This window comes from Leptobacterium meishanense, assembly GCF_037645805.1.
GTDB classification, from domain to species: Bacteria; Bacteroidota; Bacteroidia; order Flavobacteriales; family Flavobacteriaceae; genus Leptobacterium_A; species Leptobacterium_A meishanense.
Genome location: NZ_JBBEXE010000009.1, coordinates 85,205 through 110,331, shown reverse-complemented (window position 1 = coordinate 110,331; position 25,127 = coordinate 85,205). Strand labels below are relative to the sequence as shown.

Below are 25,127 nucleotides of genomic sequence, written 5' to 3'. Positions count from 1 at the left end.
ATAATCCTCAAAATATTAAACTAATAAGGTGCTATTAATCAATTTAATACTTTCGGGTTTATGGGGTAAATTTAGTAATTGTTTAAGAGCTGTATGTATTGTTATTGTTTATTTCGCCAAAATCTTGATAAAAATCGGTTAACGACTATACATTGTATTTTACTGTCAGAAATTTATCCCATTCATCTGTTTTTATTGTTGATTGATCGTAAAAATGAAAAAATATGGTTTTCAGCGTCATTATTTACACATCATACTCTAAAGTTGAATGTTTTTAAAACTATTTTTTAATCTTTGTTCAATTGTACTTGATTTTTAAAAGAATATTTGATGAAAATACTTGTTACCGGAGCAGCAGGTTTTATAGGGTTTCATGTAGCCAAAGTGCTCATCGATAAAGGTCATAATGTTATAGGGTTAGATAATATCAATGATTATTATGATGTCAACCTGAAATATGCCCGTCTTGCTGAGCTGGGTATAAATAAAAAACAAGCAGCCCTTTATGGAAAAGTTACAGAAAGTGAACTGCGCCAAGCTAAATTTAAGTTTATTAGGCTACACCTAGAAGATCGAGAAAAGTTGCCAAAACTTTTTAAAGAAGAATCTTTTGAGGTTGTCTGTAACCTTGCTGCCCAGGCAGGAGTGCGTTACAGTCTAGAAAACCCGGAAACTTATATTGACAGTAATATTTCCGGTTTTTTAAATATTTTGGAATGCTGCAGGCATTATAATGTAAAGCATCTTGTATATGCAAGTAGCTCTAGCGTGTATGGATTGAATGAGGAAATCCCTTTTTCGGTACAGCATAATGTAAATCACCCTATAAGTTTGTATGCAGCTACCAAACGGAGTAACGAATTGATGGCACATACGTATAGTCATTTATTTGGTATTCCAACTACAGGTTTACGCTTCTTTACGGTTTATGGTCCCTGGGGACGGCCTGATATGGCCTTATTCCTTTTTACAGATGCCATAGCAAACAATAAACCTATAAAAGTTTTTAATTATGGGAAAATGGAGCGCGACTTCACCTATATTGATGATATTGTAGAGGGAGTTGTTAGGATCATCGAAGGCCCTATTAATAATCGTAAGGAAACAAACGACTTATATAAACTGTATAATATTGGAAACAACAAATCTGTCAAACTCCTTGATTTCATACATGCGATTGAACAAAATTTAGGGAAAATAGCTAAAAAAGAAATGTTGCCTATTCAACCTGGTGATGTAGAACGTACTTGGGCAGATGTAGATGCGCTTATAGATGACTACGGATATAGGCCTAATACTCCAATTAAAAAAGGGGTTAAAGAATTTGTGAACTGGTATAAAGGTTTTTACAATAAAAATAAATAATTAAAAAAAGCAGCTTGTTAAGCTGCTTTTTTTATTGAAGGGATTTAAGTTATCTGTTAATCGTATAGGTAAATGTTACATTTTTATTTTTAGAAGGGTCATACCCTGTGTAATTAGGTGGCTCTGCATTAGATCCATTCACTATAATATCGCCATGGATTTCACTTACCCCGAGCAACGTACTATGTCCTCGAACTTGAAAGAATGGTTCTTTTGCCCCATAGTCCAACCTGAGATTCTCAAAAGTAAACCCTCCTAATGGGCCCGACGCATAATCATAACTGGGAACTTCTAAATTAATTGGTGGATGGGTATCTGCCAAAGAAATATTCCTTGCAACAGAATTTTTAAATGTAACGTGAAAAGCTTCTTTAATTTTTCTACTATACAACATTCCCCATTCACTTCCGTCTATTACAATGCCGTCAAAAGTCACTGTTCCTTTTACCGGGCGCGTATCGTGTGCACTAATCCCTATTTCACTGGCAGCATAGCGATTTGATTCGTCATGGTTCATACTCAAGAAACAATCTTTGAATGAAATACTTACCGGCTCTGATGTGTCATCAAGATTAAACAACGCTAACAATATCCCTGAGTGATGATTATTAGTAAATGAACAATCAGAAAAATTAACATTCACAACTCTATCAATGGGGTTATTAGGTTCTATATCAACACCTGCTTCAGGCAATGCACCTTTAGTTTCAGTAAACAGAGAGTTTCTCACCCACATATTCTGTACACTTATAATGCTCATTCCCTGACGTCTGTGATTAATCGATTGAATGTCTTCAACAATTATATTCTCAGAGTATGATTTTTGAGAAGATCCGGCCACATATATTCCATCCCCTCCACTATCTTGCAGTGTCAGTCCTTTTACAGTAATGTCTGTACTACCTCTCAAACTAAGTGTATGGCGCCATTCTCCACTAGTATACTCATCTTTATTCATATCAAAAGTGGCTCCATAACCAATAATGGTAATATTATGACCATTGATAAATTGTAATAGGGCATCATTTGTATTCGGAAATGCTCCTCGTTTTGCTTTTAAAACAACTCCTTCTTCAAAGAAGATGAATTTATTACTTATGTTCGTAATCCGTGTTGGTTTTATAATCCAATCGGAAGCTTGCTTGTCAATAACAATGGTATCATTATCTGAAGTAAGGGCTGCTACAAATGCACTGGTAGCATCTGTTTCATTATAACCAAAAGTGGAGGCTTTTACACCTTGCACATCACTTGGTGGGGGAGTTTCTTCCGGAGGGGTTTCACCATTTTCATCCGTTGGGGGTTCTTCTTCAGTTGATTCTTCTTCCGTAGTGTCGTTTTCATTATCAACGACTTCTTCAGCGGTTTCATCAACTATTGTGATAACGTCTTCCTCTCGGGTACACGAAAGGATAAGCAGTAGCATAACTGCTAGTGTAATCTGTTTTCTCATGATTCGATTTGGGGTTTAATGATTAACAGTAACTAATAAACTTAATATGTCTCTTTCCAATTTGTAACGTATTAATTATCAAAATCGTATATAGATCTTGAAAAAAATTATAAAATATGGTTTTGCGAAGCTTAGATACAACTATTTTTATATACGCACAGATGAACAAAAAAGATTACTGCTTGTTCAAATTAATAAAATTTTAACATCTTGATAAAAAAGAGTAAGACATTCCTATTTCATTATCATCCATCCATTCAAAAGGTTTGAATAAATCTTAAAGGGTTTATTTCTATTGATAGAATCTATGTAAGGGTCTTCAAAAAATGATATAATTCAAATTATTTACAAATAATGGATCAATAGTCCTTATCTGTAATTATGGTATAAGTAATACGCACTTGTCTATTATTTTCCGGATTGTAGTTTAAATATTTAATACCTCCCTGCCATGGGTTTATAACAGTAATATCACCATATATCCCTGCCACTTCTTTAAGTGTTTCTTTTTTTGAACCCCTTACTTGAAAAAATGGAAGTGCTGTTTTATACGCAAGCATTACGTTCTGAAAAGTAAATCCTCCCAAAGCTCCTGTTTCTTTATTATAATCAGGAACTTCTAAATATATGGGGGGCCAAGTATTATCCTGAGATATGTTTATAGCAGCACAATCTTTAAAAGTTACATGATAGGCATCTCTAGTTTTTCTGCTATATAACATTCCCCATTTACTCCCATCTATCAAACAATTATTAAAAATCACCTCTCCTTTTACAGGGTTTAAAGGACTAGCTCCAACAATAATTTCACTGGCTGCATATCGGTTTTCAGGGTTATGATTATTCTTTAAATAACAATTTGAAAAATAAACACTTACAGGTTCAGAGGTATGATCCATCTTGTTTAGGGCCAATAAAATCCCTGCATGATCATTATCTATAAAAGAACAATTTTCAAAACGAATATTTATTATCTTGTCTTGATTATGGTTGGGTTCTATATCTACCCCGGCCCCGGGAAGAGTTCCTTTCGTATTTTTAAAAACACTCTGACTAATGTATATGTTTTTACCGCTTATAATACTTATTCCCTGCCTTTTATTGTTCATTGCTGTAACAGCATTGATAGTAATATTTTCGCTGTAGCTTCCTTTTTCTAATCCAGCAATATAAATACCATCTCCCCCGCTATTTGCTATAGTCAGTTTTTCGATATAAATATTCCTACATTTTCGGAGGCTTATACTATGTCGCCATTCTCCTGTTATATACTCGTCCTTATCCATTATAAACAAAGCTCCATTGCCTATGATTTTTACATTCTCAGCATTAATAAACTCAAGGAGCCTATCTGATTCATTTGTAAAGGCTCCTTTTTTAGCTCGTAGTGTAACTCCTTTTTCAAAAAGGATTGTTTTATTGCTAAGATTTCTAAATACAGTGGGTCTTATATGCCAATCAGAAAACTGTTTATCAATAATGATAGTATCAGCTTCTGATTGAACAGCTTGCTGAAATGCTGCTGTAGCGTCTTGGGGATTGTATCCATAAACAGATGCTTTTACCTTTTGAGCAGCAATACTACAAATCCCTCCAAGCAATAATATTACGGTAACAAGTATCTTCATGACTATCTATTATAACCTTTTAAACCATTAAAAATACTTTTTATGCTTAGTAATATGCTTATTTCTCTGTATAATGTGAATTTCAACGATATTATCACCTGCTTATGGTGAGAAACCCATCCTTAAGAAGGTAAATTTTCATCTTTGCTAAGGGTTTGGACTGAAAAACAAGCTAAAAATCGTGCACAAAATACTCCATAAACCTTAATTGCTTAAATCATAAAAAAACCTCTCAGTTTGAAAAAACAGTTAGCGTTAATAATAGTAAAAAAAAGTCTAAAGACCACTTTAAGCACCTGTTTTTATATGCCTCGGACACGTTTTGATAGCATCCTAAATATTATTCGCCAGCCCATTGTGGCAAATATGTTACTCGTTGGTATTGTTACATTGGCTGTGAAGGTTATTTCTTTTTATAAAGAAACGGTAATAGCCAGTACATTTGGTCTTTCTGAATTATTAGACACCTTCTATATTGCTATTCTAATCCCTTCTTTTGTACAAAATGTATTCGTAGGGGCATTAAAAAACCTTTTTATCCCCAATTACATCACAGAGCTTCATACAACCAAACAGCGAGGAGGGTTTCAAACATTGGGGTTTAGCATCATAATTATCATTGTATCAGTACTTATTATCCTCTCTTTAATATTTGCTGTTTATTTTTTGGAATTTGTATTCCCTGGCCATTCAGAAGCTTTTTATCAGCTAGTGAGAATACAGTTATACTTTGCATTACCTTGTCTTTATTTTTGGGGGGCTTCTACTTTACTGGAAGGGTTGTTGGAAATTGACAACAAATTTTTCGTTGCTACCATAGCACCTGTCTTTATGGCTATTGCCACTATTTTTTGTCTGTTTTTTTTAAGGGATGTATTAGGAAAAGTTGTCTTAGTAGTCGGCATGTTAAGTGGCAGTGTTTTAGGGTTTGCCTACCTCCTTCTAATGGCTGTTCGATATAAAAAAATATACCTAGGGAAAATCCGGATGAATGGTAATATGCGGATGATGATAAAGCAATTACCCCCTAAAATTATTTCCGGCTTTTTAACAGGGGTGAATCCTTTTGTAGATCAGTTTTTTGCTGCGCAATTGGTAGTGGGGTCAATAGCAGCCATTAATTACGGTGTCAAAATACCGGCCTTTGCTGTTGGTATTTTAATATTAGCTTTGGGAAATGTACTCCTTCCTCATTTCTCAAGGCTCATTAATAAAGATCTAAGAAAAGCCTACGTACAACTTTTCAATATTTTAAAAATGATTTTTATAGGAAGCTTGCTATTAATGGTTATTGCTTTCTTTTTTTCTAATGAAATTATAGCATTCTTATTTGAAAGAAAAGCTTTTACAGCTGATAATACTATTGTTGTAGGCACAATTCAAAAGATTGCATTTGTATATGTGCCTTTCTATTTATGTACGCTTGTTACCGTGAAATTCCTTACCAGCATTAACAAAAATGCTTTTATGGCATGGACTTCTTTTTTCAATCTTATAATGAACCTAATCCTAAACATTATTCTAGTCAAAAAATGGGGGGTTTATGGGTTGGTTTTAAGTACCACTTGCGTGTATATAATAAGTAGTTTTATCTATTTCGGCTTTACTTACAGACAATATAAATTGCATTTAAATGAAAATTGATTTTATCATAAGTTCATTGGGTGGTGGTGGGGCCGAACGAGTAATGGCACTACTGGCCAATCATTTTGCTTTAAAAGGGAATGATGTTACCATCGTTACTTTTAATGATGGAGAGGCATATGAATTAAATGAAAATGTAAAGCGGGCTAAACTACATGGGGGCAAGATTAAAAACCACACTATAAGAAGTTTTATTAATCTCATACGACATTATTACAAAAAGAGAAACCGGCCTAAGGTAGCTATTTCCTTTATTACGCACGCTAGTATGATGGCCATTGTTACTTGCAGGTTCTACGGTATAAAAGTAATTGCTTCTGAACATAACAACCACCTACAAGCAAAAGTTCCTGTTTTCTTAACTCGTTTTGCCAGAGATTATATTTACCCTTTGGCGCATTACATTACAGTGTTAACCTCTTATGATATTGATTTCTATCAAAAGAAAGGTGCTAAAGTAGTTGTAATGCCCAACCCTTGTACTTTCAAACCTTTGAAAGACAGCCCAAAAACACGTGAAAAAGTCATTCTGGCTGTAGGCAATTTAGATCGGTACCACCATAAAGGGTTTGACAACTTAATAATATTAATTGCCCCTATATTGAAAGAGCATCCGGAATGGCACCTAAATATAGTAGGCGGAGGGAAAAACGGATTGGCTTACCTGAAGGAATTAGCAGATAGTAATAGGGTTCAAAATCAGGTTCATTTTGCAGGGTTTCAAAAAAATGTAAGTGCACTAATGCAAAAGTCTGAGATTTTTATACTACCCTCCCGTTTTGAAGGACTTCCCATGGTGTTGCTGGAAGCTATGTCGCAGGGAATGGCATGTATTGCTTATGATTGTGTTACGGGCCCTTCCGACATCATTAATAACAACATAAACGGTTTATTAATCGAAGATCAAAATCAAGAAGCCATGCAAAAAGGGCTCCGCGATTTAATAAATGACCCGTCACTAAGGGAAACTTTAAGCACACGGGCTATCCGTAGTTTGGAAAGGTTTTCCATGGAAACCATAGGCAATAAATGGGAAATGCTTTTTAAAAATATATTGACCAAATGAAACATCTAGGTATATTATTCTTACTAATCCCTTTTGTTTTAAATGCACTAAACATACAGGCTTTTGTCACTAAGTTTGTTTCTGTTTCCATAGGGCAGGCAATTGCTTATTTAAATGTAGCATTATTACTTATAGGGATCGGTTTTTTTATTAAACAAAAACGCTCTTTTCCTCCTCTAATAAAATTATGGGTATGGTTTTTTGGATGTTATTATGTCTTCGGGCTTATAGCAAATGCTATTCACCAAACACCGGCCCCTATTATAAAAACACTGATCCCTGTTATCTACTTTTTCAGTTTTGCAGTGTTTTTAAATATGGACAATTATCGTGCTTTTTTCCAAAAGGTAATGGCCATTACTTTCTTCATTGCTTGTTGCTTGCTTATTGTTATGCAACGCTATAATTTTTCATTAGATCATGATGGTATTTACGCATATACCCTAGATAGAGCCGGTGGTGTTTATGGAGATGCTAATAATGCTGCTGTTGTTTGCCTATTGTCATTCATTTTTATATATAAAATTTTCAATCCTAAAAAAAGAATATTGCGCCTTCTTAAGCTAATAGGGTTGGGTATTGCTGCATATGCCTTATTCCTTACATTTTCTAAAACCGGATTTGTTGTATTGTTTGTCGTAATAGGTTTTTTATTTTACAAGCTCTTTAATCTAAAAAGAATCTTACTTATCGTAATAATAGTGCCTGTTTTATTGTACACAGGGATCACTACTGCCTTGAACAGCGAAAGCTTAACGCCGGTCCAGAAAAGCCGGATCGAAAACATTGTCAACCTGCTTAGTTTCAATACTGAAAAGGTGGAGTTTTCAGACAGGGATATCTTGTTCAATAATATGATAAGCTTTATCTATGAAAACCCTTTTATAGGCAATGGTATTAATTTTTCGACAATGATACGAGGGCATAATACTATTTTTGGGGTTTGGGCAGATGCCGGGATCATAACTTTCTTACTTTTTCTTTTTCTGCTATTTCAACATTTCCGAAAAGCAATAGTAGCCCCTCCTGAAACCCGCTTCTTTTTATTACCTGTAATCTTTGTTCTATGCATATTCATGTTAAGCTTACAGAGTATTATCAATCAAGGGTACTTAATGGCTTTATTTGCATATATAGCTTATGGGTTAGAAAGCCGATATAAATCTGATGTCAAAGTATATAAACACCCTAGTTATGAGAAGAATATTAAAACTGTTTATTGATTATTACCGTCGTTTTTCCATGTCGGGAGTTGCATATGCACGACTGAAAGGAGTTTCTGTAGGCAATGATTGTCGCATTCTAACTACTACTTTAGGATCTGAGCCATGGCTAATTTCAATTGGAAATAAGGTAACCATCACTTCTGGGGTCCGGTTAATAACACATGATGGTTCATCATGGTTGTTCAGTGATAAAAAAGGAAGGAGGCAGATATACCGTCGCATTGTTATAGGCAATAATGTTTTCATCGGAGTTAAGAGTATTATTATGCCCGGCGTAAAAATTGATGATAATGTTATTGTAGCAGCAGGAAGTGTTGTAGTTAAGTCGATCCCCAGTGGAGTTATCGTAGGAGGCAATCCTGCTAAAATAATTGGTGATTATAACAGCTATAAAGAACGGGTACTGAAGAACTATGTTGCTAATGCTGATATTGATTTTTCAAAGAGTTATCGGGAGCGTGTCAATGAAGTTGTTGATAGTACTTTTAAATCTTATATGAAACAATAAAAGATCTTCATGAAAAAAAAGAAGAAAATAGTTTTTATAATTCCTTCTCTTCGAGCAGGAGGCGCAGAACGTATTATGTCTTTTATTGCAGAAAACTTAAACAAAGAGTTCTTTGAAACGACACTGCTTGTTATCGGCTCGGAAGAAAATGCTTCTTATAGGGTAACTAAAATCCCGGTTGTTTTCTTGAATAAGAATAAAGTACGCTCAGCCATTCCAGCATTGTTCAAGTACCTGTTATTCCACAAAATTGATTTAGTTGTAAGCGCAATTGGACATTTAAATACTGTCATGGCCATCCTTGCTGTATTTTTCCCAAGGATAAAGTTTGTAGCACGTGAAACTATCGTCCGGTCTGCAATGATTCCATATCAGGATCATAGAAAAAAATGGTTTGACCTTTCTATAATACAGCGCTATACATTAGATGCTATCATTTGTCAATCGAACGATATGAAAAAAGATTTGATAAAAAATTATCATTTTCCAGAAAAAAAACTTGTCATTATAAACAACCCTATTACAAAAGAAATTAATGTGAAAGCGGCCAAAAAGAACAACCCCATACGGTACATTACGGTGGGCAGGGTAGTAAAACAAAAGGGGTATAAGCGTCTTTTAAAACTATTAGCAAAATTGGAATATCCCTTCCAATATATCATTGTTGGTAATGGAAAAGAGATGAATGCTATTTTTAGGCAAATTGAATTTTTAGGCCTAGAAGATAATGTAATACACATTCCTTTTACAAAGAAAGTAGAAGAGTGTCTGGAACTAAGCGATGTGTTCCTTCAAGGTTCATATGTAGAAGGGTTTCCAAACGCACTTATAGAGAGTTGTGCAGTAGGCACTCCTGTTATTGCCTTCAATGCTCCCGGAGGGATTAATGAAATTATTGAGAATGGGGTTAACGGATATATTGTGAATACCGAAGAAGAGTTTATAGCCCTGCTAAATAAAACTAAAGATTTTCATTGGGACCCCAGAAAAGTAAGTGAATCGGTTACTTCAAGATATCATAAAAATAGTATTCTTAAAAAATATGAAGCCCTGTTTAATCAATTAACATGTTGAAAAGGAAACATATAGACTGGTTGTTTGTACTTCCCACTGACGGACTTGGTGGTGGGGCTGAACAATTTCTTTTTAATATTGCAGAACACCTCTCTAGTAAAAATGAAAAATGTAAGATCATTATCCTTACACGCAAAAAATACAAGGGTTGGGATAAGCTCGAAAAAAACTGTCAGATTACCTATTTACCTTTTTCTTCAGTGATTTTAGGGTATTTATTTTTAGTACTAGTCTTATTTCGGTTATTTGTCACACATCAGCTAGATTATACATTTACTTCCCAAACACTCATAAATGGCTTATTAGGATGTTATAAACGTATAGGTCTCATACCAAATACAAAAGTAATCGTTAGGGAATCCAACTCTATTTTTAAACTTCTTAAAGGTAAAAAACTAAGGCTTTACACTACTGCTTATAAATTAGGATATAAAGGTGTTGATCTTATTATCTGCCAAACTGCTTACATGAAAGATCAGTTGCTTTCAGTTATTCCAAAATTGGAAAAAAATGCAAAAATTGTTGTTCTTCACAATCCTGTTAATCTAGGCCTAATTGCTGAAAAGTCAAAAAAACCCATTTCGATTACGCTTCATAACAATACTCCATTTATTGTAGCTGCCGGAAGGCTTGTCCCTGCAAAAGGGTTTGACATACTGATAACAGCCTTTGGCAAACTCCGGAAAGATTTTCCTGAGCTACAACTCATCATACTTGGAGAGGGCCCAGAACGACAAAAACTTACATCACAAATTGAACGTATGAGGTTACATGACCGGATAACACTAGTGGGGTTTGTGGAAAATGTGTACCCTTACTTCAAAAATGCGGCATTATGTGTACTCTCATCACGTATTGAAGGGTTTCCTAACGTATTATTACAGATGATGTCGCAGAATACAAAAGTGGTTAGTACATTAAGTGCCGGTGATATTGATCAGATTAAAGGCATCTACACTTGTGAAATTGAAAATGTAGCTAGCCTAGCTAATACTATTAAACAATGCTTTAATGATGATACTACTCAAAATAGGGCATTATTTGATGCTTATTTGGAAAAGAGAACCGTGCCATCTTATATAAAGAATATGTTACACAACTTATAAAGAAAGAAGCAATGCGAGGATTTCTAACAAAAATATACTATCAAACACGTATTGGAACCTATCTCATTCAACCCATACTCAATTTAAGAAACTTCGTAATTCCGGAAAAAGTGCGCTTACAACAGCGATTTAAGAGGTTGTTAGGTTATCCCCTTAATTTAAAAAGCCCAAAAACATTAAATGAAAAAATACAATGGTTAAAGTTATACGATCGTACACCACTGCATACTATTTGTGCGGACAAATATACCGTACGATCACATATTAAAGAAAAAATTGGGGAACAATACCTCATCCCGCTTATTTTTCATACAAAAAATCCAGATGACATCATCCCTCAAAACTTACCAAACTACCCCGTTATAATTAAAACAAATCATGACAGTTCTGGAGGGATTTTTGTACGGGATAAAAATACTATGGATTGGAAAACAATCCATAAGAAACTGAAAAGACATCTAAAACAGAATTATGATACCGGAAAAGGGGAATGGCAATACCGAAATATAGCCCCTCGCATTTTGGTTGAAAAACTCTTGATGGATGAACATGGAAGTATCCCTTCCGATTACAAATTACATTGCTTTAATGGTAAATTAACCTTTACTCAAGTAGATATTGACCGGCAAACCGATCATAAGCGAAACCTTTATGACGCTGAATGGAACTTCATTGATTGTGAATGGAAGTACAAAAACGGAGTTCCTGTTAAAAAACCTGATGTTTTTGAAGAAATGCGAGGGATTGCAGAAAAATTAGCGACCGATTTTATTTATGTACGGGTTGATCTTTATTATGTAAAAGAAGCTATTTATTTTGGAGAGTTAACATTTCACTCTGAATCTGGGAACGGGTCTTTTAAGCCAATAGAATGGGACAGGAAATTGGGTGATTTATTAGAGCTTCCTATAGAGAAATAGTCTTTTAGGCACTGTACAGTGGCCTATTGGCAATTTGATATTCTTTAACTTCTTGTCCAATAATACTATAATTAATCAGTATTACTTCTTCATCTTTATCTACTGCCAAATCCCATGAGATCATTTTAAAGTATGGCATCTGCGGATGTAGCTTATTAACTGCATCTTTTACTTTTCTGAAAAATGAAAGCTTTACAGCATTAAACGCTATTCCTTCATCTGTTTCTGTTACTTTTTCAAACATATCATCATATCCAAAATCATTTAGTTGTCCATTTGGTTTAATACCACAATAGAGTCCCCCGGAAACAATATCTCCTTGTCTGCCCATTCGGACAGAAGCAGATAGTATGACTGGCTCCTTCTCTCTGAGATCTGTTACAATGCGCAATACGTTCAATGAAGAAGGGTTCATCAATCGTAACAGCTTGTGCTGTTCAATAACTTCCTGAACAAGAAAATCCTTTTCATACGATTCAAATAATTCACATAGTGCCATCCCTTTATAATCTGTTAAATCCCCTTCAACCGAAAATAGCACAATGCGTTCCCCTATCCCAGAGCCTATGGAGGGTTTTATAACAAGACGGTCGTATTTCCTACAAAGCTCTAAAGCTTGCTTTTTTGAAATTCGTTTATCGTTGTGAAAATACGTTCCCTGAATATTTTTCACAGGGGTTTCGGGTTGCTTTATGCCTATAAAATGCTTGCTCAATAGATTTTTATCTGTTAAGTTCGGATAGGCCTCAATTTTATTTAATACATATTCAAGCGTAGGACGGAATAGATCCTTTGGTAAATATTCTTTTGGAAAATTTACCATAATATCATCATAAAAAGGGTTCCAGTTCCCTTCATTTACCTTAAAACTGTTTTTCATATAATACTTTTTCGCCTCTATTATATGCTCCTTACTAAAGGAAAAACAGTTTTTAACCTTTCGGAGATTTTCAGATGTTTGGGCCCCTATCCATGGGAAACGTTTTATGAATGCCGATGTATTGGTAAAAAAAGCTTGAACTTTACATAAAAACCCCATATGTAAATAACTGTAAATTAAAAGTTTTGATATTTAATAAACCCGAAAATTACTAAACCTTATAGAGGTATGTCACGGTATTCGATAAACGGTTTATTATATTCGACAAAAATGTTGATTTTATCGATGAAATACATCTGTAAATCAGTTATTTAAAAAAAAAGTCTTTAATATATTTCTATATTTGAAGTAGAAAAAGAAGGATTTGGTTTGTTAAATTTAAGATGTAATAAAACACATCATTCAAACTATTTTTCAAATAAACAACCTACCCACCATCCATGAGCAAAAAGAGAATAATGCTAATAAGCTCATTAGCTGGTTCTTTATTGAATTTCAGAGGCGATTTTATTTGTAGTTTAGTTACAAATGATTTTGAGGTTTTTTGTGCTGCCCCCGATTTTGACAAAGAAACCATTCATCAACTATCACTCCTGAAAGCACACTCCATACTTGTACCATTATCAAGGACCGGTCTTAACCCTTTTGCAGATCTAAAAAGTATCCTGGTAATCAAAAAGATTATTGAAAAATATGCTATAGACGTTGTTTTTCCATATACCATAAAACCGGTAGTTTATGGTTCTATAGCTGCTCACCTTTCTAAGAAGCCTGCTATCTCATTGATAACAGGTTTGGGCTATACATTTAGTGGTGTTTCAACAAGAGCAAAGCTTCTACAAAATATTACCCGGTTACTATACCAATTGGCCTTGCGTAACAACAAAGCGGTTGTTTTTCAGAATGAAGATGATTATTTGTTATTCGTTAAAAAACGGATTGTTTCAAAACAGCAGCCTTTCTATATTGTAAATGGCTCTGGTGTTAACCTTAACCGGTTCAAATATCGAACATATAAAAAGCATTGTGGGCCTGTTTCTTTTATTATCATAGCCCGGCTCATTGAAGAAAAAGGGACGGGATTGTATTTAGAAGCTGCAAAAACATTAATAAAAAAATTTCCCGAAACCATTTTTCACATTGTAGGAAGCCCTCCGAAAAATAATTCTTCGGGAACTTTAATTGATAACTTAAACCGTTTAACCCAAGAAGGTATTATTGTATATCATGGTGCCCAACCAAATGTTGTTGATTTTCTTTCCAATTCCGATGTTTTTGTTTTGCCAACATATTATCGGGAAGGAATTCCCCGGTCTATTTTGGAAGCCCTATCAGTAGGCATGCCTGTTATTACTACTTTGACTCCGGGATGCAAGGAAACTGTAGAAAATATGGAAAATGGGATTTTAATTCCGCCAAAAGACCTTGAAGCATTAATAAATGCTATGGAGTTTTTTGTCAAAAACCCGGAAAGCATCCAAAAAATGGGGCAAAAAAGCAGAGAAATTGCTGAACAAAAATTCGATGTTAATAAAATCAATCAACAACTAATAACAATTATCAATTCTCATATATGAACTTTTACAAAAAATATATTAAAAGAATATTAGATATTGTTATAGCAACCATAAGCCTGCTAGTGCTCTCCCCTATCTTTATCATAACAACCTTATTGTTAGCGCTAGCCAATCATGGAAAACCATTTTTTTATCAACTAAGACCCGGAAAAAACGAAGCTAGATTCAAAATTGTCAAATTTAAAACCATGAGCGATAAAAAAGATTTAAACGGAATACTGCTTTCTGATGCTGAACGGTTAACGGCAATAGGAAAAATAGTACGAAAATTATCTATCGATGAGCTTCCACAACTTATTAACATACTCAAGGGGGATATGAGTCTCATTGGCCCAAGACCACTATTAATTTCATATTTACCTCTATACAATGAGATACAGAGACGACGCCATGAAGTTAAACCCGGAATTACCGGATGGGCACAAGTAAATGGCAGAAATGCTATTAGCTGGGAGCGAAAGTTCGAGTTAGATGTATGGTATGTTGATCATCTTTCATTTTTATTGGACTGCAAAATCATCTGGTTGACTTTTATGAAGGTAATTCGTTCAGAAGGTATTTCATCAAACACACATGCTACTATGGAAAAATTTCAAGGAACTCCTTCACAAAAAAATATTATATGAAACTAAGTATTATCGTTCCTGTCTACAACATGGAAAAATACCTTGGTATATGCCTGGATAGCTTAATAAACCAGAACATGCCCGAAAAGGAATACGAGGTTATTATAGTAAATGATGGATCAAAAGATAATAGCTTAGCCCTTGCTACAACGTATGCACAAAAGCATACCAATATTGTTATACATGACAAAGAGAACAATGGTGTGGGTGCAGCAAGAAACTCAGGATTAGACTTAGCAAAAGGAGAGTATGTCTATTTTGTAGATCCTGACGATTACTTAGCTGAGAATAGCTTACAACCACTTATACGCATTGCTAAAAAACATCAATTAGATATTTTAACTTTTGATGTAAAAAATGTGAGCGCATCAGATAATGGACAAAATAAACCCGAATATTTTTCTGATAAGAAGCCTAATATTATGAGTGGAGTTAGCTACATAGCTAATTACAAGTACAAAAGTGAAATATGGTGGTATATTATAAAAAGGGACTTCTTGTTACAAACCGGTTATCGTTTTATTGAAGGTAGGTGGATGGAAGATGCCATACTTACTGCTCAATTGTTTTTAAAAGCAAAACGGATGGCGCATGTTTTTATAGATGTGTACCGTCACCGGGTTATTCCCACTTCGGCAATGAAGAATAAGACTCCGGAACATTACAAAAAAGTTATCTATGATAATGAAAATGCGGCTTATGTATTTAATGATCTCATAAAAACAATTCCTTCTCAAGGAACTGATAGTGATGACTGTAAAAAACGCTTACAGATACGTCAGCAATCGTTCGTTTTTTTTCTTATGGTCCGGTTAATGAAGTCTGATATTCCTGTAAATAGGGTTCCTGAGATGTTGAAGGGTTTTGAAAAAATAAATGTTTATCCTTTGAATCATTTCCCCGGTAGTGACTATAAAGGGTTAAGATACAGCTTATTGACTTTAATCTTTAATCAGAAGCGATTCATGGTACCTTTTATCCATTTTTTCCGGTTTTTTTATACTATCGTCAAATGAATATTTTAATTACATCCGCAGGAAAAAGAGTTTCACTCGTTCGGAGCTTTCAAAAAGAGCTAAAAAAAATAATGCCCAGTGCTAAGGTGTTTGCAGCAGATGCCAATCCTGAATTAGCGGCAGCATGTCATATAGCAGATGCATCACTAAAAGTTCCAAGGTTGGATCACCCATCATATATTGCTGAACTAATTAACCTTTGTAAATTTAATGAGATAACACTTGTTATCCCCACCATTGACACTGAACTGCTCCTATTGGCAAAAAATACAATGTTTATGAAAGAGCAGGGAGTAACACCACTTATTGCCGCCTTAGAAATTATAGAAAAATGTAGGGATAAACGAAAAATCCATTCTTTTTTTGCACAACATCATATAGATGTAGCAAGAGAATTTTCAAAAGATGATTATCAATTACCATTATTTATAAAACCGACTGATGGCAGTAGAAGCCAAGATACATATATCATAAAAAATCCTAATGACTTAACCGATTATCATTTTAAGAATGAAAAATTGATGTTCTTAACATATTTAGACCCAGATGATTATGATGAATATACGTGCGATCTGTACTATGGGAAGGATCATTTTTTAAAATGTGTAGTGCCCCGAAAACGGATCGAGGTACGTGATGGAGAAGTCAATAAGGGGAAAACGGTGAATAACGAACTTGTTCCCTACATCAAAGAGCGATTAGGGAATGTAAAAGGGGCAGTAGGTTGTTTTACTGCACAGTTTTTTAAACACAGAAAAGAAAATCAAATTATTGGAATTGAAATAAATCCACGATTTGGTGGCGGCTTCCCGCTATCCTATTTGGCCGGTGCTAATTTTCCAAAGTGGATTATTGAAGAATATCTGTTAAAAAAAGTGATATCCCCTCAATTTGATTGTTGGGAAAGTGATTTATTAATGCTTCGCTATGACGATGAAATTTTAGTTCATGGATATAAAGGTTGATACACATACCGTTGTTTGTTTTGATCTGGATGATACATTGTATAATGAAATCGATTTTTTAAAATCTGCTTTTAAAGCTATCGCTATGCAGCTTGACACTAATCAACCTGATGTGTTATATGCATATATGTTTTCTTTACATCGTTCAGGTAGTGATGCTTTCGACATGGTTTCAAAACACTATGCTATTACTAAAGAGGAACTCATTCATTGCTACCGATCACATAAACCTTCTGTTGTTCCTTTTGATAATGTTCTGTCTGTTTTTCAGACTATAAATCACAAAAAAGGTGTTGTAGGTATCATTACAGATGGGAGAAGCCTTGCTCAACGGAATAAATTAAACGCGCTAGGCCTTATGCCTTATATTGATACCATTCTTATTTCAGAAGAAACAGGTTATACGAAACCTCATAAACACAATTTTAACCTGATAGAAGAAAAGTATAACCGAAAAAATTATTACTATATAGCAGACAATCCTTCAAAAGATTTTGTTACACCAAATACGTTGGGATGGGAAACCATTGGGTTGATTGATAATGGGCTAAATATCCATAACAATATTCATATTTATTCAAATAATCCTGAGTTCATGCCCCAGAATTTGATTCACTCATATGAAGCATTAAGAATCATTTGAACTAAGTACCTATATGAATTGTATAGGTCTCATAAAGCTTAGGAATATAGGTGTTCCAATTGTAGATTTCTTCTACTCTTAAGCTTAATGACTCTAGTCCTTCTGTTTCTCCATGTATCAAAAAAACCGTCTCAGGAATATTTTTTACAGTACTAAGCCACTCTATCAACTCATCCTGATCTGCATGTGCTGACAAGCTTTCTACTAATGAAATTTTTGCTGCTACAGGAAAATATTTCCCATGAATTTTAATTTCTTTTATCCCATCAAGAAGGTCACGACCACGAGTCCCTTCTGCCATATAGCCAACTAAGAGGACACTTGTTTCAGGCAAGTCAATAAGTTGTTTTAAATAGGTTAAAACCCTTCCTCCTGTAATCATCCCGCTGCCTGCAATAATAACTTTAGGCCTTGGGTCATCTATAGTCTCCCAAGTTTCACTATAATGTTCTATCACTTCTATAAAATGGCACATTTCGGTAAATTCTACTTCTGATAATTTATGCCATTTTGAAAAATCCTTGAAAACGCCCAACACTTTCTCCCCCATCGGACTATCCATCACTACCTGGATTTTTGGGATTTTACCTTTTTTATACAATTGCCACAATAGGTGTATGAGTAATTGTGCCCGTTCTACTGTGAAACTTGGCACAATAATGCTCCCTCCGGTATATATAGCCTCTTCTATAAGTGTTTTTAGTATTTTTTCTAAATCCTCCTTAGGGTGTTTTTTGTTTCCATATGTGCTCTCAATGAAAAGATAATCTGCTTCTACAGGTTTCTCGGGAGGGTATAATAATGCATCCTTTTCCCTTCCTATATCCCCTGAAAAGACAAAGACCTTTCCAAATACAGTAAGTTCAATAAACGTAGCACCTATAATATGCCCATTATAATAAAATTTAAAATAAACATCTTCCGATAACTGTACTGTTTCGTGTAATTCTTTTGGTTCAAAATGACGCAATGTTTTCTCTACATCTAAAGTGTCATATATAGGTTTGGCCGGATGGTGTTTTGTGTACTGTTCTTTGTTTGCCCTCTCTGCATCTTCTTCATTTACTTTTGCACTGTCTCTCAGTATAATCTCTGCTATCCGCAATGTTGGGGGTGTCCCTATTATTCTTCCTTTAAAACCTTGTTTAACCAGCCTTGGTAAATAACCTACATGATCTAAATGCCCGTGGGTCAATAACACAGAATGTATCTGTGAAACATCAAACGGTAAATAGTCCCAATTCTTCTGTCTGAGCTCTTTTAATCCTTGAAACATCCCACAATCAATCAAAACATTGTGCTGTGGGGTTTCTACAAGGATTTTAGAACCTGTTACTGTTTGTGCACCTCCCCAAAAATGAACATTGATTTTCTCCATTGTTAATGATTAAGATTGCATAAGTGCCTTAATTCTGATAGAATTTTTTGTTTTCTTATTCTTGATACTCTTATTTTATCCAATAAGCCATGCCTGTCATAGAGTTCTTTGCACAATACTATACCCTCTGCAAGAATTGCCTTTTTTTCTACATTTGTAATCAATGTTAATGTAGTTACAGGGTAAAGCCCAACAGCATCTATCCTGTCTTTTAACCCATTCCTATCTGGATAATCCCAACTCAATAATTCAAGTCCCGCACAAGTTCCATAATCAATAGCATTTTTAGTGAAACGTGTATTAGTAACCACCCAACCTTTGTTCAATTCACTGTTTTTATATTGTGACGGATGCCATGCTTCTTTAATGTCAAGGTACCTCGATTGGATATATAGTGGGATTTTAACATCACAATGGTAACCTCTCTTAGAGTGAAATTTACACTCAATAAGTTCTGCATATCTGTTTTTTAATGCTAAAACATCTACTTCGTGATCTACACACCGCCCTTTTATAATTTCACTAACATTTGTATCATAGCCAGAATGAGAAAATATAGCACTTATATAATGCTCAAAAGGAAAGCCTGAAGGGCCTAGCTCATATATAGCTTTTTTGAGTTTATATCGAGCAGCATAGTGTGGCTTGTTCCTTTTTAGTAATCGAAACGCTTCTCTATGGATTTGTTTTGTAGTACTGCCCTCTCTTATGTTGGTAATTATGTGATCAATAATCTCATTTACCTGTAGTTCACTTGCCCCGGTTTTTAATAGTGATTTTTTTAATTTTTCAATAGAAAAACTTGCTCGTTCCCCTGATGCCTTTATAATATTAATAGATTGTTTTTCTCTCACTTTATTTATACATAGATAAAGGCGAAAGTTACAAAAAAACAATCTTGCTCCTTTTGTTATTTATACAGGTAATTTTGTATGATAATTTTTCATCACAGAAAGTATCTTTCTTGATAGAAAGAAAATGATCCTTTCACGTATCATGAGTACAAAAGCTTCCATATGGGCATTTGTTACATCCTCATCCAAATACGTTTTAAGGAACTTAATTAAATTGTTATAATTTATTGGCTTTGCTGTTGTTGCTAAAAGAATTTCATCAATGTCATCTATAAGAAAACTATAGCTGTCTCCGAATTTGTCAATTCTTCTTATCCCTTTTTGATCACCCAATTTAAAAATTTCATTACATGGGAGTTTATAAAAAAATGTTTCCTCTTCTTTTGCTAGTATCTCACTAATATTTGCTATTATTTCCATAGAGGTCAAATCCCTGGCTAACAAATAATGTTCAGTGATGTTTGTTTTCTCTTTATGAATTTTATCCATGAAGTTTTTAACCAATTGCTTGTTTGTTTGTTTTGAGAAATTGTATCCTGATTTTTTAAAAATGGGTGCTTCTCCGGCTATTTCAATCACGTTCTTATAATATTCTGGATAATGGGTTATTACATAATCTTCCATTGCTTTATAGGTGTAGGAATCTCGCTTATACCCCCCTAGTAGGTGCAAATATGTTCTTTGTTCCGGAACCTTGTCAAAATCACCAAAACCGATATATTCGTTGTCTGAAGGCACTTCATCAAACAAGAAATGAACCTTTTTATCATTGCTTTTTGTCATCTCATAAAATAAAAGCTGTTCAAAAAAAATATTGAAGTTGCTCTTGCTTATTCTATCCCAAGATTTTTTATTGTTATCTACAAAACGTATGGCTTTATTTGCATATGTTTTAAAAAATGTTACGTCTGTTCCTCCAACAATGCCCATATTACATGCATAACCTGAATTTGTATTATTAAACGACTCTAATTCAACAGGTATGTATAAAAGATTGTCTTTTATCCCTTTCCACATTAATTGATAGTAACTGGTAGTTTTTTCAAGGTTTTGGGCAATGATAGGAGCTTGTATAAGTGTCTCCGGGAATTTGTCCCAGATAAAAACATCGCCATCAACATGCAAAAAAGGTGCTTCTTGTAATGAATATGTTTTTATTTTAGAGATAGCCCACAATTCATTATGGTAGCAACTTAAATCATCTAAAACAATATGAACTTTTGAATAGGGTAGTTTGAGCTTATCTATTAGTATTTCTGCCCCAAGGGCATCCGTATATAATTCTACCTTGCTATAATATTTCTTTAGCTGATTAGCACTTAATACCCAACTTATTAAATTATATTTTGATGAAACCCAACCAAAGTTATTTTGAGCTATGTTTTTGATCCCGGCAGTCCAGAAGCTTTGAATAATTTTCATACTTCTTGTAATTTATAATCTTGTTTAATAGCTTCATCTTCAATCAAATCTTCTATAAAAAATACGATATCTTTCCTCTCATAGGCCTTGGGATACTCATATCCATTAATAAATATAGCCGGCGTATAGTTTATATTATTGTTTATACACCATTGGTTCATGGCCTTATATATGTTATCTACTTCATTCCTCTCTGTTATAGCATATTTATGCTTGTTTAACCATTCTTTTATGTTCCCGGATATAAAAAACTGTCGCAATAATTTATTGAATTCTTTTTCTCCTTTTTCCAAGTAATTGGTCATTAATGTCCTGAAAAAATCTTTGGTTTCCTCATTATCTAATTCAAAGTTTGTTTTGATTATTACTTTAATAGCTATACGGTCTCTATATTTTGCTAAAACCGTATCTAGAATTTCATGTACTTCTTTACAATGTCCACAGAAAGGATTTGTAATTACTGTAATTTGAGTTTCGCTATCTGGATTTCCCATGAAAATCACATTCTTTGTTGGTGTTTCTTTTTTATCCCCCGAGCGTAATGAATTTCTAAAAACCTCATAATTTCTCAGAAAACGATTGGCCTTCAATTGAAACTCTTTTAGTTCTTTTTGTTCTAGCAGACTTTTCTTCATCAATATCCACACCAATATAACTCCAGTAAATACAAAACTGAATAGTATTGTTGCATTATAGGATATTATGAATTGATTCTCAAAAAAAAGTAGCAGGTACACTGCTTCTATAATAATAATACTTCCGATCATCAAACATATAGGGCACCATTTCTTCTCTACAAATTTTTGATAATATATTGACAACAGTATGATTGGAACAGCTCCTAAGACAATAATTTTTTGAATATCAAAAAAACGATCTATATTATCTGCAAGTAAAAATAACAACAACCCAAAAAGTTGACTTGCAAAAAACACAATGCTTAAATCACTAAAATTAATATGCTTTAAAATGCTCCATTTTTGAGAGGACACTACAGAAAAACAGCTGTTATATGAAGTAACATTACAAAAAGCAGTTATAAAATTATTTTTTGCTCCAAATAACTCTCTTAATGCGGCAATTGATAGCATTATCCCTGTAATAGGTAAAATAAAAAACAGTAAAATGAAGAAATCATTTGTGGATTGAAATAGTGTAGCTAATAAAATTCCGAAAAACAGAGAAGGTAGAAACCAAAAGTAGTTTGATCTTTTTTTGCTGGTCTTTTTTTCCTCTTTAGGGGCTTCTATTAATAAAACAAGGTCTAACCACCGTTCTTCAAGTGTCGTTCGGTCAATTTCATACAATGTCTTCTCTTTCATAATGACGAACTTGTCTTCTTTTCTATTTATAAAGTAAAGTTGAGATTCGTCATTAGCCTCCTTTAATAAACCGATAAAATGATCTGGTAGTAAGTCAAGCTTTGAAACATCCAACCTAATAGCCCCATTATTGATATTAAAAAATGTCAATGTATCAGATATTGATAATAATGTTGGGTAATCAGGATGTGATTTTATTTGAAATAAAAATTCGGAAGCATCATAAGGAATGACCTCATGCTCCATATACTTAAACACAAAGTTAAAACTATAGTCATCTGTCATTAGAGGAACTGTTTATATTAATATTCTATTGTATAGTTTAGGTATATGAATTTTATATAAAAGGGATTCCTCTCTTTTGAAAAGGAATCCCAAAAATGCTAAATTAACATGCTCTTAGCTCGGCACCTTCTACACAAATAGTACCACTGGTACATGTGCTACAGTTATTGGTTCCTTTCCAACAGCACTTGTTAAGTCCGCCGCCTCCGCAGCCTCCTCTTACGGCTCTCATTTCATCTCTTTTAAGACCGCTTTTTAAATCTTTTAAACTAATTTTCATAATTAAAAATTAAATGTTTACACCTACTCTATTCTGGCTTTTCGGCTTCCCCCATATTGCATGTCAAATAATTAAAATATAGGTTAATTGCTAGCTTTTTTCCTACAATCAAATGTAATAATTAATTTTATTTTGAAGTTGTCTTTTATCAATATAAAAAATACGTGAATGCAGTAATTTATATCAGTTTAAGAATAATTAAAAATTAAGAAATTTTTTAATTTTAAAATAAGAGTTAATATAAAAAATAGAGGAGTATAAAAGTGAAGTGTGGTGATACCTTCTAAAGATCAATTATTTTTTTTTCTAAAAACAATCTTTTTATTTTTTTTAGGTATTTTATATACACTAAAGGGTTGTGTTATAACAGTTGGCACAAAATCATCCTTAGCAGGTGTTATTTCTTCTACATAAACTATGATCGTATCTTCTTGTTCTTCTATAGTATTAATCTTTGATTGGTATCCTGCGGTTTTTTTGAGTCCCATACACAATATAATAATGGTCTCTTTCTTAAAGTTTACTTTTGGGACAGCCAATCCGGGTTTACGGGTCATATTGATTTTTGCATAAAACTCTTGTAATAATGAAGGTTCTTTAATTACCAGTATTTGTGGGTTTTCCGGTCCACCTATTACATCTTGTACTATAAGCTTATATGGGTATGTTTGTTGATCATCAATACTATTCACTTCCTTAGTCACAAAAAAAAGGATTGATATTATAATAAACGTAACTAATACTTTCATTTTGTTTATTTTATGCTAATTCATATGCTTTTTGATAAATCTGTTCGTACAAAGAAACAATAGTGTCAATATCAAATTTTAGTGCTTCCTGTTTTGCATTTGTTTTAAAACGATTTAGTGTTTCCTTATCTTTCAGTATGTAAATAGCATTCTGTGCCATTTCTTCTATAGCTCCTACGTCACTGAGAAATCCTGTTACTCCATGTTTATTTACCTCTGGAATCCCTCCAGTATTACTAGATATTACAGGTACACTGTTTATCATAGCTTCTAGGGCGGCTAAACCAAAACTTTCATTCTCTGAAGGCAATAAAAACAAATCAGAAAAACAGAGTATCCTGTCTATCTCCCTACTATTTCCTAAAAAAAGTACCTTATCTGTTATCCCTAAGGTATCACATAAATATTCTGCATGCTCTTTTTCAGGTCCTTCACCTACCATAACAAGTTTAGCGGGTAATTGTTGTTGCACTTTGTTGAATACATGGATGATATCCGGAATACGTTTTACTTTCCTAAAATTGCTTATATGAGTAATGATTCTTTCTTTTTTATCTGCTATCATATCTCGCTGACAATCTGTAAATTCTTTACTGTATTTTCTTGCATCTACAAAATTGGGTACAACTTCAATTTCTTTTTTAATATCAAACAATCGTAGCGTATCTTCTTTTAAACTCTTGGAAACAGAAGTAACAATGTCAGATTTATTGATGCTAAATGTCACCGCCGGTTTGTAAAAAGGGTGATTGCCAACAAGTGTAATATCTGTACCATGCAATGTAGTAACCATTGGAAGTGTAATCCCTTCTTCTTGTAACATCTTTTTTGCCATATAGCCTGCATACGCATGTGGAATGGCATAGTGTACATGTAATAATTCAATGTTGTACAGTTTTACCATATCTACCAGTTTACTCGACAAAGCCAATTCATATGGTTGATAATGAAATAAGTCGTACTCAGGCACATGAACTTCGTGAAAATGAATATTCTTGGTTAAAAATGCCAATCTTACTGGTTGCTTGTATGTAATAAAATGAACTTCGTGTCCCCTATTTGCAAGAGCAATTCCTAATTCAGTGGCAACTACGCCACTACCGCCAAAGGTAGGGTAGCATACTATAGCTATTTTCATGT

The 25,127-nt window shown here is 33.8% G+C and carries 23 protein-coding genes; 13 read left to right on the top strand and 10 right to left on the bottom strand.

Annotated elements, in window-relative coordinates; all coding sequences use genetic code 11:
* Nucleotides 1-330 precede the first annotated feature (330 nt).
* Nucleotides 331-1,365 carry an NAD-dependent epimerase gene (locus WBG21_RS10370; protein ID WP_340077605.1) on the top strand — a complete coding sequence of 345 codons (1,035 nt, stop codon included), beginning with the start codon at nucleotides 331-333 and terminating at the stop codon, nucleotides 1,363-1,365.
* A gap of 49 nt (nucleotides 1,366-1,414) precedes the next feature.
* Here WBG21_RS10370 and WBG21_RS10365 read toward each other — a convergent pair whose 3' ends face one another.
* Together WBG21_RS10365 and WBG21_RS10360 are read right to left on the bottom strand one after the other, a co-directional pair.
* Entirely contained in the window at nucleotides 1,415-2,818 is a 1,404-nt protein-coding gene (locus tag WBG21_RS10365) for a right-handed parallel beta-helix repeat-containing protein (protein ID WP_340077603.1), read from the bottom strand.
* A gap of 359 nt (nucleotides 2,819-3,177) precedes the next feature.
* Nucleotides 3,178-4,446: a right-handed parallel beta-helix repeat-containing protein gene (locus WBG21_RS10360; RefSeq protein WP_340077601.1), complete on the bottom strand. Its 1,269-nt coding sequence runs from the start codon at nucleotides 4,444-4,446 to the stop codon at nucleotides 3,178-3,180.
* A 306-nt stretch (nucleotides 4,447-4,752) separates the two neighbouring features.
* Between WBG21_RS10360 and murJ the strand changes: the two genes are divergently transcribed.
* Genes murJ through WBG21_RS10325 form a run of 7 tightly spaced genes read left to right on the top strand, consistent with a single transcriptional unit; the run spans nucleotide 4,753 to nucleotide 11,990 of the window.
* Nucleotides 4,753-6,090 (top strand): murein biosynthesis integral membrane protein MurJ, encoded by a 1,338-nt coding sequence (gene murJ / locus WBG21_RS10355; protein WP_340077599.1) that lies wholly within the window; start codon nucleotides 4,753-4,755, stop codon nucleotides 6,088-6,090.
* Nucleotides 6,080-7,156 carry a glycosyltransferase family 4 protein gene (locus tag WBG21_RS10350; RefSeq protein ID WP_340077597.1) on the top strand — a complete coding sequence of 359 codons (1,077 nt, stop codon included), beginning with the start codon at nucleotides 6,080-6,082 and terminating at the stop codon, nucleotides 7,154-7,156. Before murJ ends, WBG21_RS10350 begins: the two co-directional genes overlap by 11 nt.
* Entirely contained in the window at nucleotides 7,153-8,379 is a 1,227-nt protein-coding gene (locus WBG21_RS10345; RefSeq protein ID WP_340077595.1) for an O-antigen ligase family protein, read from the top strand. The genes WBG21_RS10350 and WBG21_RS10345 overlap by 4 nt, the downstream gene beginning before the upstream one ends.
* Complete coding sequence (locus tag WBG21_RS10340) at nucleotides 8,351-8,890, top strand: acyltransferase (protein ID WP_340077593.1); 540 nt, start codon at nucleotides 8,351-8,353, stop codon at nucleotides 8,888-8,890. Before WBG21_RS10345 ends, WBG21_RS10340 begins: the two co-directional genes overlap by 29 nt.
* A 9-nt stretch (nucleotides 8,891-8,899) precedes the next feature.
* Nucleotides 8,900-9,964, top strand: coding sequence for a glycosyltransferase (locus WBG21_RS10335; RefSeq protein WP_340077591.1), 1,065 nt, complete (start codon nucleotides 8,900-8,902; stop codon nucleotides 9,962-9,964).
* Entirely contained in the window at nucleotides 9,958-11,070 is a 1,113-nt protein-coding gene (locus WBG21_RS10330; protein ID WP_340077589.1) for a glycosyltransferase, read from the top strand. The genes WBG21_RS10335 and WBG21_RS10330 overlap by 7 nt, the downstream gene beginning before the upstream one ends.
* Before the next feature lie 11 nt (nucleotides 11,071-11,081).
* Nucleotides 11,082-11,990 carry an ATP-grasp fold amidoligase family protein gene (locus tag WBG21_RS10325; protein WP_340077587.1) on the top strand — a complete coding sequence of 303 codons (909 nt, stop codon included), beginning with the start codon at nucleotides 11,082-11,084 and terminating at the stop codon, nucleotides 11,988-11,990.
* Nucleotides 11,991-11,994: 4 nt separating this feature from the next.
* On the opposite strand, the gene WBG21_RS10320 is transcribed toward WBG21_RS10325, so the two are convergent.
* Nucleotides 11,995-13,029: a sugar-transfer associated ATP-grasp domain-containing protein gene (locus WBG21_RS10320; RefSeq protein WP_340077585.1), complete on the bottom strand. Its 1,035-nt coding sequence runs from the start codon at nucleotides 13,027-13,029 to the stop codon at nucleotides 11,995-11,997.
* Nucleotides 13,030-13,310: 281 nt separating this feature from the next.
* Between WBG21_RS10320 and WBG21_RS10315 the strand changes: the two genes are divergently transcribed.
* Genes WBG21_RS10315 through WBG21_RS10295 form a run of 5 tightly spaced genes read left to right on the top strand, consistent with a single transcriptional unit; the run spans nucleotide 13,311 to nucleotide 17,697 of the window.
* Complete coding sequence (locus WBG21_RS10315) at nucleotides 13,311-14,447, top strand: glycosyltransferase family 4 protein (RefSeq protein ID WP_340077583.1); 1,137 nt, start codon at nucleotides 13,311-13,313, stop codon at nucleotides 14,445-14,447.
* Nucleotides 14,444-15,073 carry a sugar transferase gene (locus tag WBG21_RS10310; RefSeq protein WP_340077581.1) on the top strand — a complete coding sequence of 210 codons (630 nt, stop codon included), beginning with the start codon at nucleotides 14,444-14,446 and terminating at the stop codon, nucleotides 15,071-15,073. Before WBG21_RS10315 ends, WBG21_RS10310 begins: the two co-directional genes overlap by 4 nt.
* Nucleotides 15,070-16,089 (top strand): glycosyltransferase, encoded by a 1,020-nt coding sequence (locus tag WBG21_RS10305; RefSeq protein ID WP_340077579.1) that lies wholly within the window; start codon nucleotides 15,070-15,072, stop codon nucleotides 16,087-16,089. Before WBG21_RS10310 ends, WBG21_RS10305 begins: the two co-directional genes overlap by 4 nt.
* Nucleotides 16,086-17,054 (top strand): ATP-grasp domain-containing protein, encoded by a 969-nt coding sequence (locus WBG21_RS10300; protein WP_340077577.1) that lies wholly within the window; start codon nucleotides 16,086-16,088, stop codon nucleotides 17,052-17,054. Before WBG21_RS10305 ends, WBG21_RS10300 begins: the two co-directional genes overlap by 4 nt.
* Entirely contained in the window at nucleotides 17,038-17,697 is a 660-nt protein-coding gene (locus WBG21_RS10295; protein WP_340077575.1) for an HAD family hydrolase, read from the top strand. Before WBG21_RS10300 ends, WBG21_RS10295 begins: the two co-directional genes overlap by 17 nt.
* A 1-nt stretch (nucleotide 17,698) precedes the next feature.
* On the opposite strand, the gene WBG21_RS10290 is transcribed toward WBG21_RS10295, so the two are convergent.
* From WBG21_RS10290 to bshA, 7 genes are all read right to left on the bottom strand, one after another.
* On the bottom strand, nucleotides 17,699-19,075 hold the full coding sequence (locus WBG21_RS10290) for an MBL fold metallo-hydrolase (protein WP_340077573.1): 1,377 nt from the start codon (nucleotides 19,073-19,075) through the stop codon (nucleotides 17,699-17,701).
* 2 nt (nucleotides 19,076-19,077) lie between these two features.
* Nucleotides 19,078-19,929 carry a PDDEXK family nuclease gene (locus WBG21_RS10285; protein ID WP_340077571.1) on the bottom strand — a complete coding sequence of 284 codons (852 nt, stop codon included), beginning with the start codon at nucleotides 19,927-19,929 and terminating at the stop codon, nucleotides 19,078-19,080.
* A gap of 60 nt (nucleotides 19,930-19,989) precedes the next feature.
* Nucleotides 19,990-21,351, bottom strand: coding sequence for a DUF6734 family protein (locus WBG21_RS10280; protein WP_340077569.1), 1,362 nt, complete (start codon nucleotides 21,349-21,351; stop codon nucleotides 19,990-19,992).
* On the bottom strand, nucleotides 21,348-22,958 hold the full coding sequence (locus WBG21_RS10275) for a thioredoxin domain-containing protein (RefSeq protein WP_340077567.1): 1,611 nt from the start codon (nucleotides 22,956-22,958) through the stop codon (nucleotides 21,348-21,350). The genes WBG21_RS10280 and WBG21_RS10275 overlap by 4 nt, the downstream gene beginning before the upstream one ends.
* A gap of 103 nt (nucleotides 22,959-23,061) precedes the next feature.
* On the bottom strand, nucleotides 23,062-23,238 hold the full coding sequence (locus WBG21_RS10270) for a hypothetical protein (RefSeq protein ID WP_340077565.1): 177 nt from the start codon (nucleotides 23,236-23,238) through the stop codon (nucleotides 23,062-23,064).
* A gap of 290 nt (nucleotides 23,239-23,528) precedes the next feature.
* On the bottom strand, nucleotides 23,529-23,987 hold the full coding sequence (locus tag WBG21_RS10265) for a protease complex subunit PrcB family protein (RefSeq protein WP_340077563.1): 459 nt from the start codon (nucleotides 23,985-23,987) through the stop codon (nucleotides 23,529-23,531).
* Between the two features lie 10 nt (nucleotides 23,988-23,997).
* Nucleotides 23,998-25,125, bottom strand: coding sequence for an N-acetyl-alpha-D-glucosaminyl L-malate synthase BshA (bshA, locus tag WBG21_RS10260; RefSeq protein ID WP_340077561.1), 1,128 nt, complete (start codon nucleotides 25,123-25,125; stop codon nucleotides 23,998-24,000).
* Nucleotides 25,126-25,127: the final 2 nt, after the last annotated feature.

Coding starts and splice junctions, on each gene's coding strand:
- WBG21_RS10325 (WP_340077587.1), top strand. CDS start 11,082: ATGCGAGGATTTCTAACAAAAATATACTATCAAACACGTATTGGAACC.
- WBG21_RS10270 (WP_340077565.1), bottom strand. CDS start 23,238: ATGAAAATTAGTTTAAAAGATTTAAAAAGCGGTCTTAAAAGAGATGAA.
- WBG21_RS10345 (WP_340077595.1), top strand. CDS start 7,153: ATGAAACATCTAGGTATATTATTCTTACTAATCCCTTTTGTTTTAAAT.
- WBG21_RS10340 (WP_340077593.1), top strand. CDS start 8,351: ATGAGAAGAATATTAAAACTGTTTATTGATTATTACCGTCGTTTTTCC.
- WBG21_RS10305 (WP_340077579.1), top strand. CDS start 15,070: ATGAAACTAAGTATTATCGTTCCTGTCTACAACATGGAAAAATACCTT.
- murJ (WP_340077599.1), top strand. CDS start 4,753: ATGCCTCGGACACGTTTTGATAGCATCCTAAATATTATTCGCCAGCCC.
- WBG21_RS10315 (WP_340077583.1), top strand. CDS start 13,311: ATGAGCAAAAAGAGAATAATGCTAATAAGCTCATTAGCTGGTTCTTTA.
- WBG21_RS10360 (WP_340077601.1), bottom strand. CDS start 4,446: ATGAAGATACTTGTTACCGTAATATTATTGCTTGGAGGGATTTGTAGT.
- WBG21_RS10330 (WP_340077589.1), top strand. CDS start 9,958: ATGTTGAAAAGGAAACATATAGACTGGTTGTTTGTACTTCCCACTGAC.
- WBG21_RS10335 (WP_340077591.1), top strand. CDS start 8,900: ATGAAAAAAAAGAAGAAAATAGTTTTTATAATTCCTTCTCTTCGAGCA.
- WBG21_RS10295 (WP_340077575.1), top strand. CDS start 17,038: ATGGATATAAAGGTTGATACACATACCGTTGTTTGTTTTGATCTGGAT.
- WBG21_RS10365 (WP_340077603.1), bottom strand. CDS start 2,818: ATGAGAAAACAGATTACACTAGCAGTTATGCTACTGCTTATCCTTTCG.
- WBG21_RS10300 (WP_340077577.1), top strand. CDS start 16,086: ATGAATATTTTAATTACATCCGCAGGAAAAAGAGTTTCACTCGTTCGG.
- WBG21_RS10280 (WP_340077569.1), bottom strand. CDS start 21,351: ATGAAAATTATTCAAAGCTTCTGGACTGCCGGGATCAAAAACATAGCT.
- WBG21_RS10275 (WP_340077567.1), bottom strand. CDS start 22,958: ATGACAGATGACTATAGTTTTAACTTTGTGTTTAAGTATATGGAGCAT.
- WBG21_RS10290 (WP_340077573.1), bottom strand. CDS start 19,075: ATGGAGAAAATCAATGTTCATTTTTGGGGAGGTGCACAAACAGTAACA.
- WBG21_RS10370 (WP_340077605.1), top strand. CDS start 331: ATGAAAATACTTGTTACCGGAGCAGCAGGTTTTATAGGGTTTCATGTA.
- WBG21_RS10350 (WP_340077597.1), top strand. CDS start 6,080: ATGAAAATTGATTTTATCATAAGTTCATTGGGTGGTGGTGGGGCCGAA.
- WBG21_RS10265 (WP_340077563.1), bottom strand. CDS start 23,987: ATGAAAGTATTAGTTACGTTTATTATAATATCAATCCTTTTTTTTGTG.
- WBG21_RS10310 (WP_340077581.1), top strand. CDS start 14,444: ATGAACTTTTACAAAAAATATATTAAAAGAATATTAGATATTGTTATA.
- bshA (WP_340077561.1), bottom strand. CDS start 25,125: ATGAAAATAGCTATAGTATGCTACCCTACCTTTGGCGGTAGTGGCGTA.
- WBG21_RS10320 (WP_340077585.1), bottom strand. CDS start 13,029: ATGGGGTTTTTATGTAAAGTTCAAGCTTTTTTTACCAATACATCGGCA.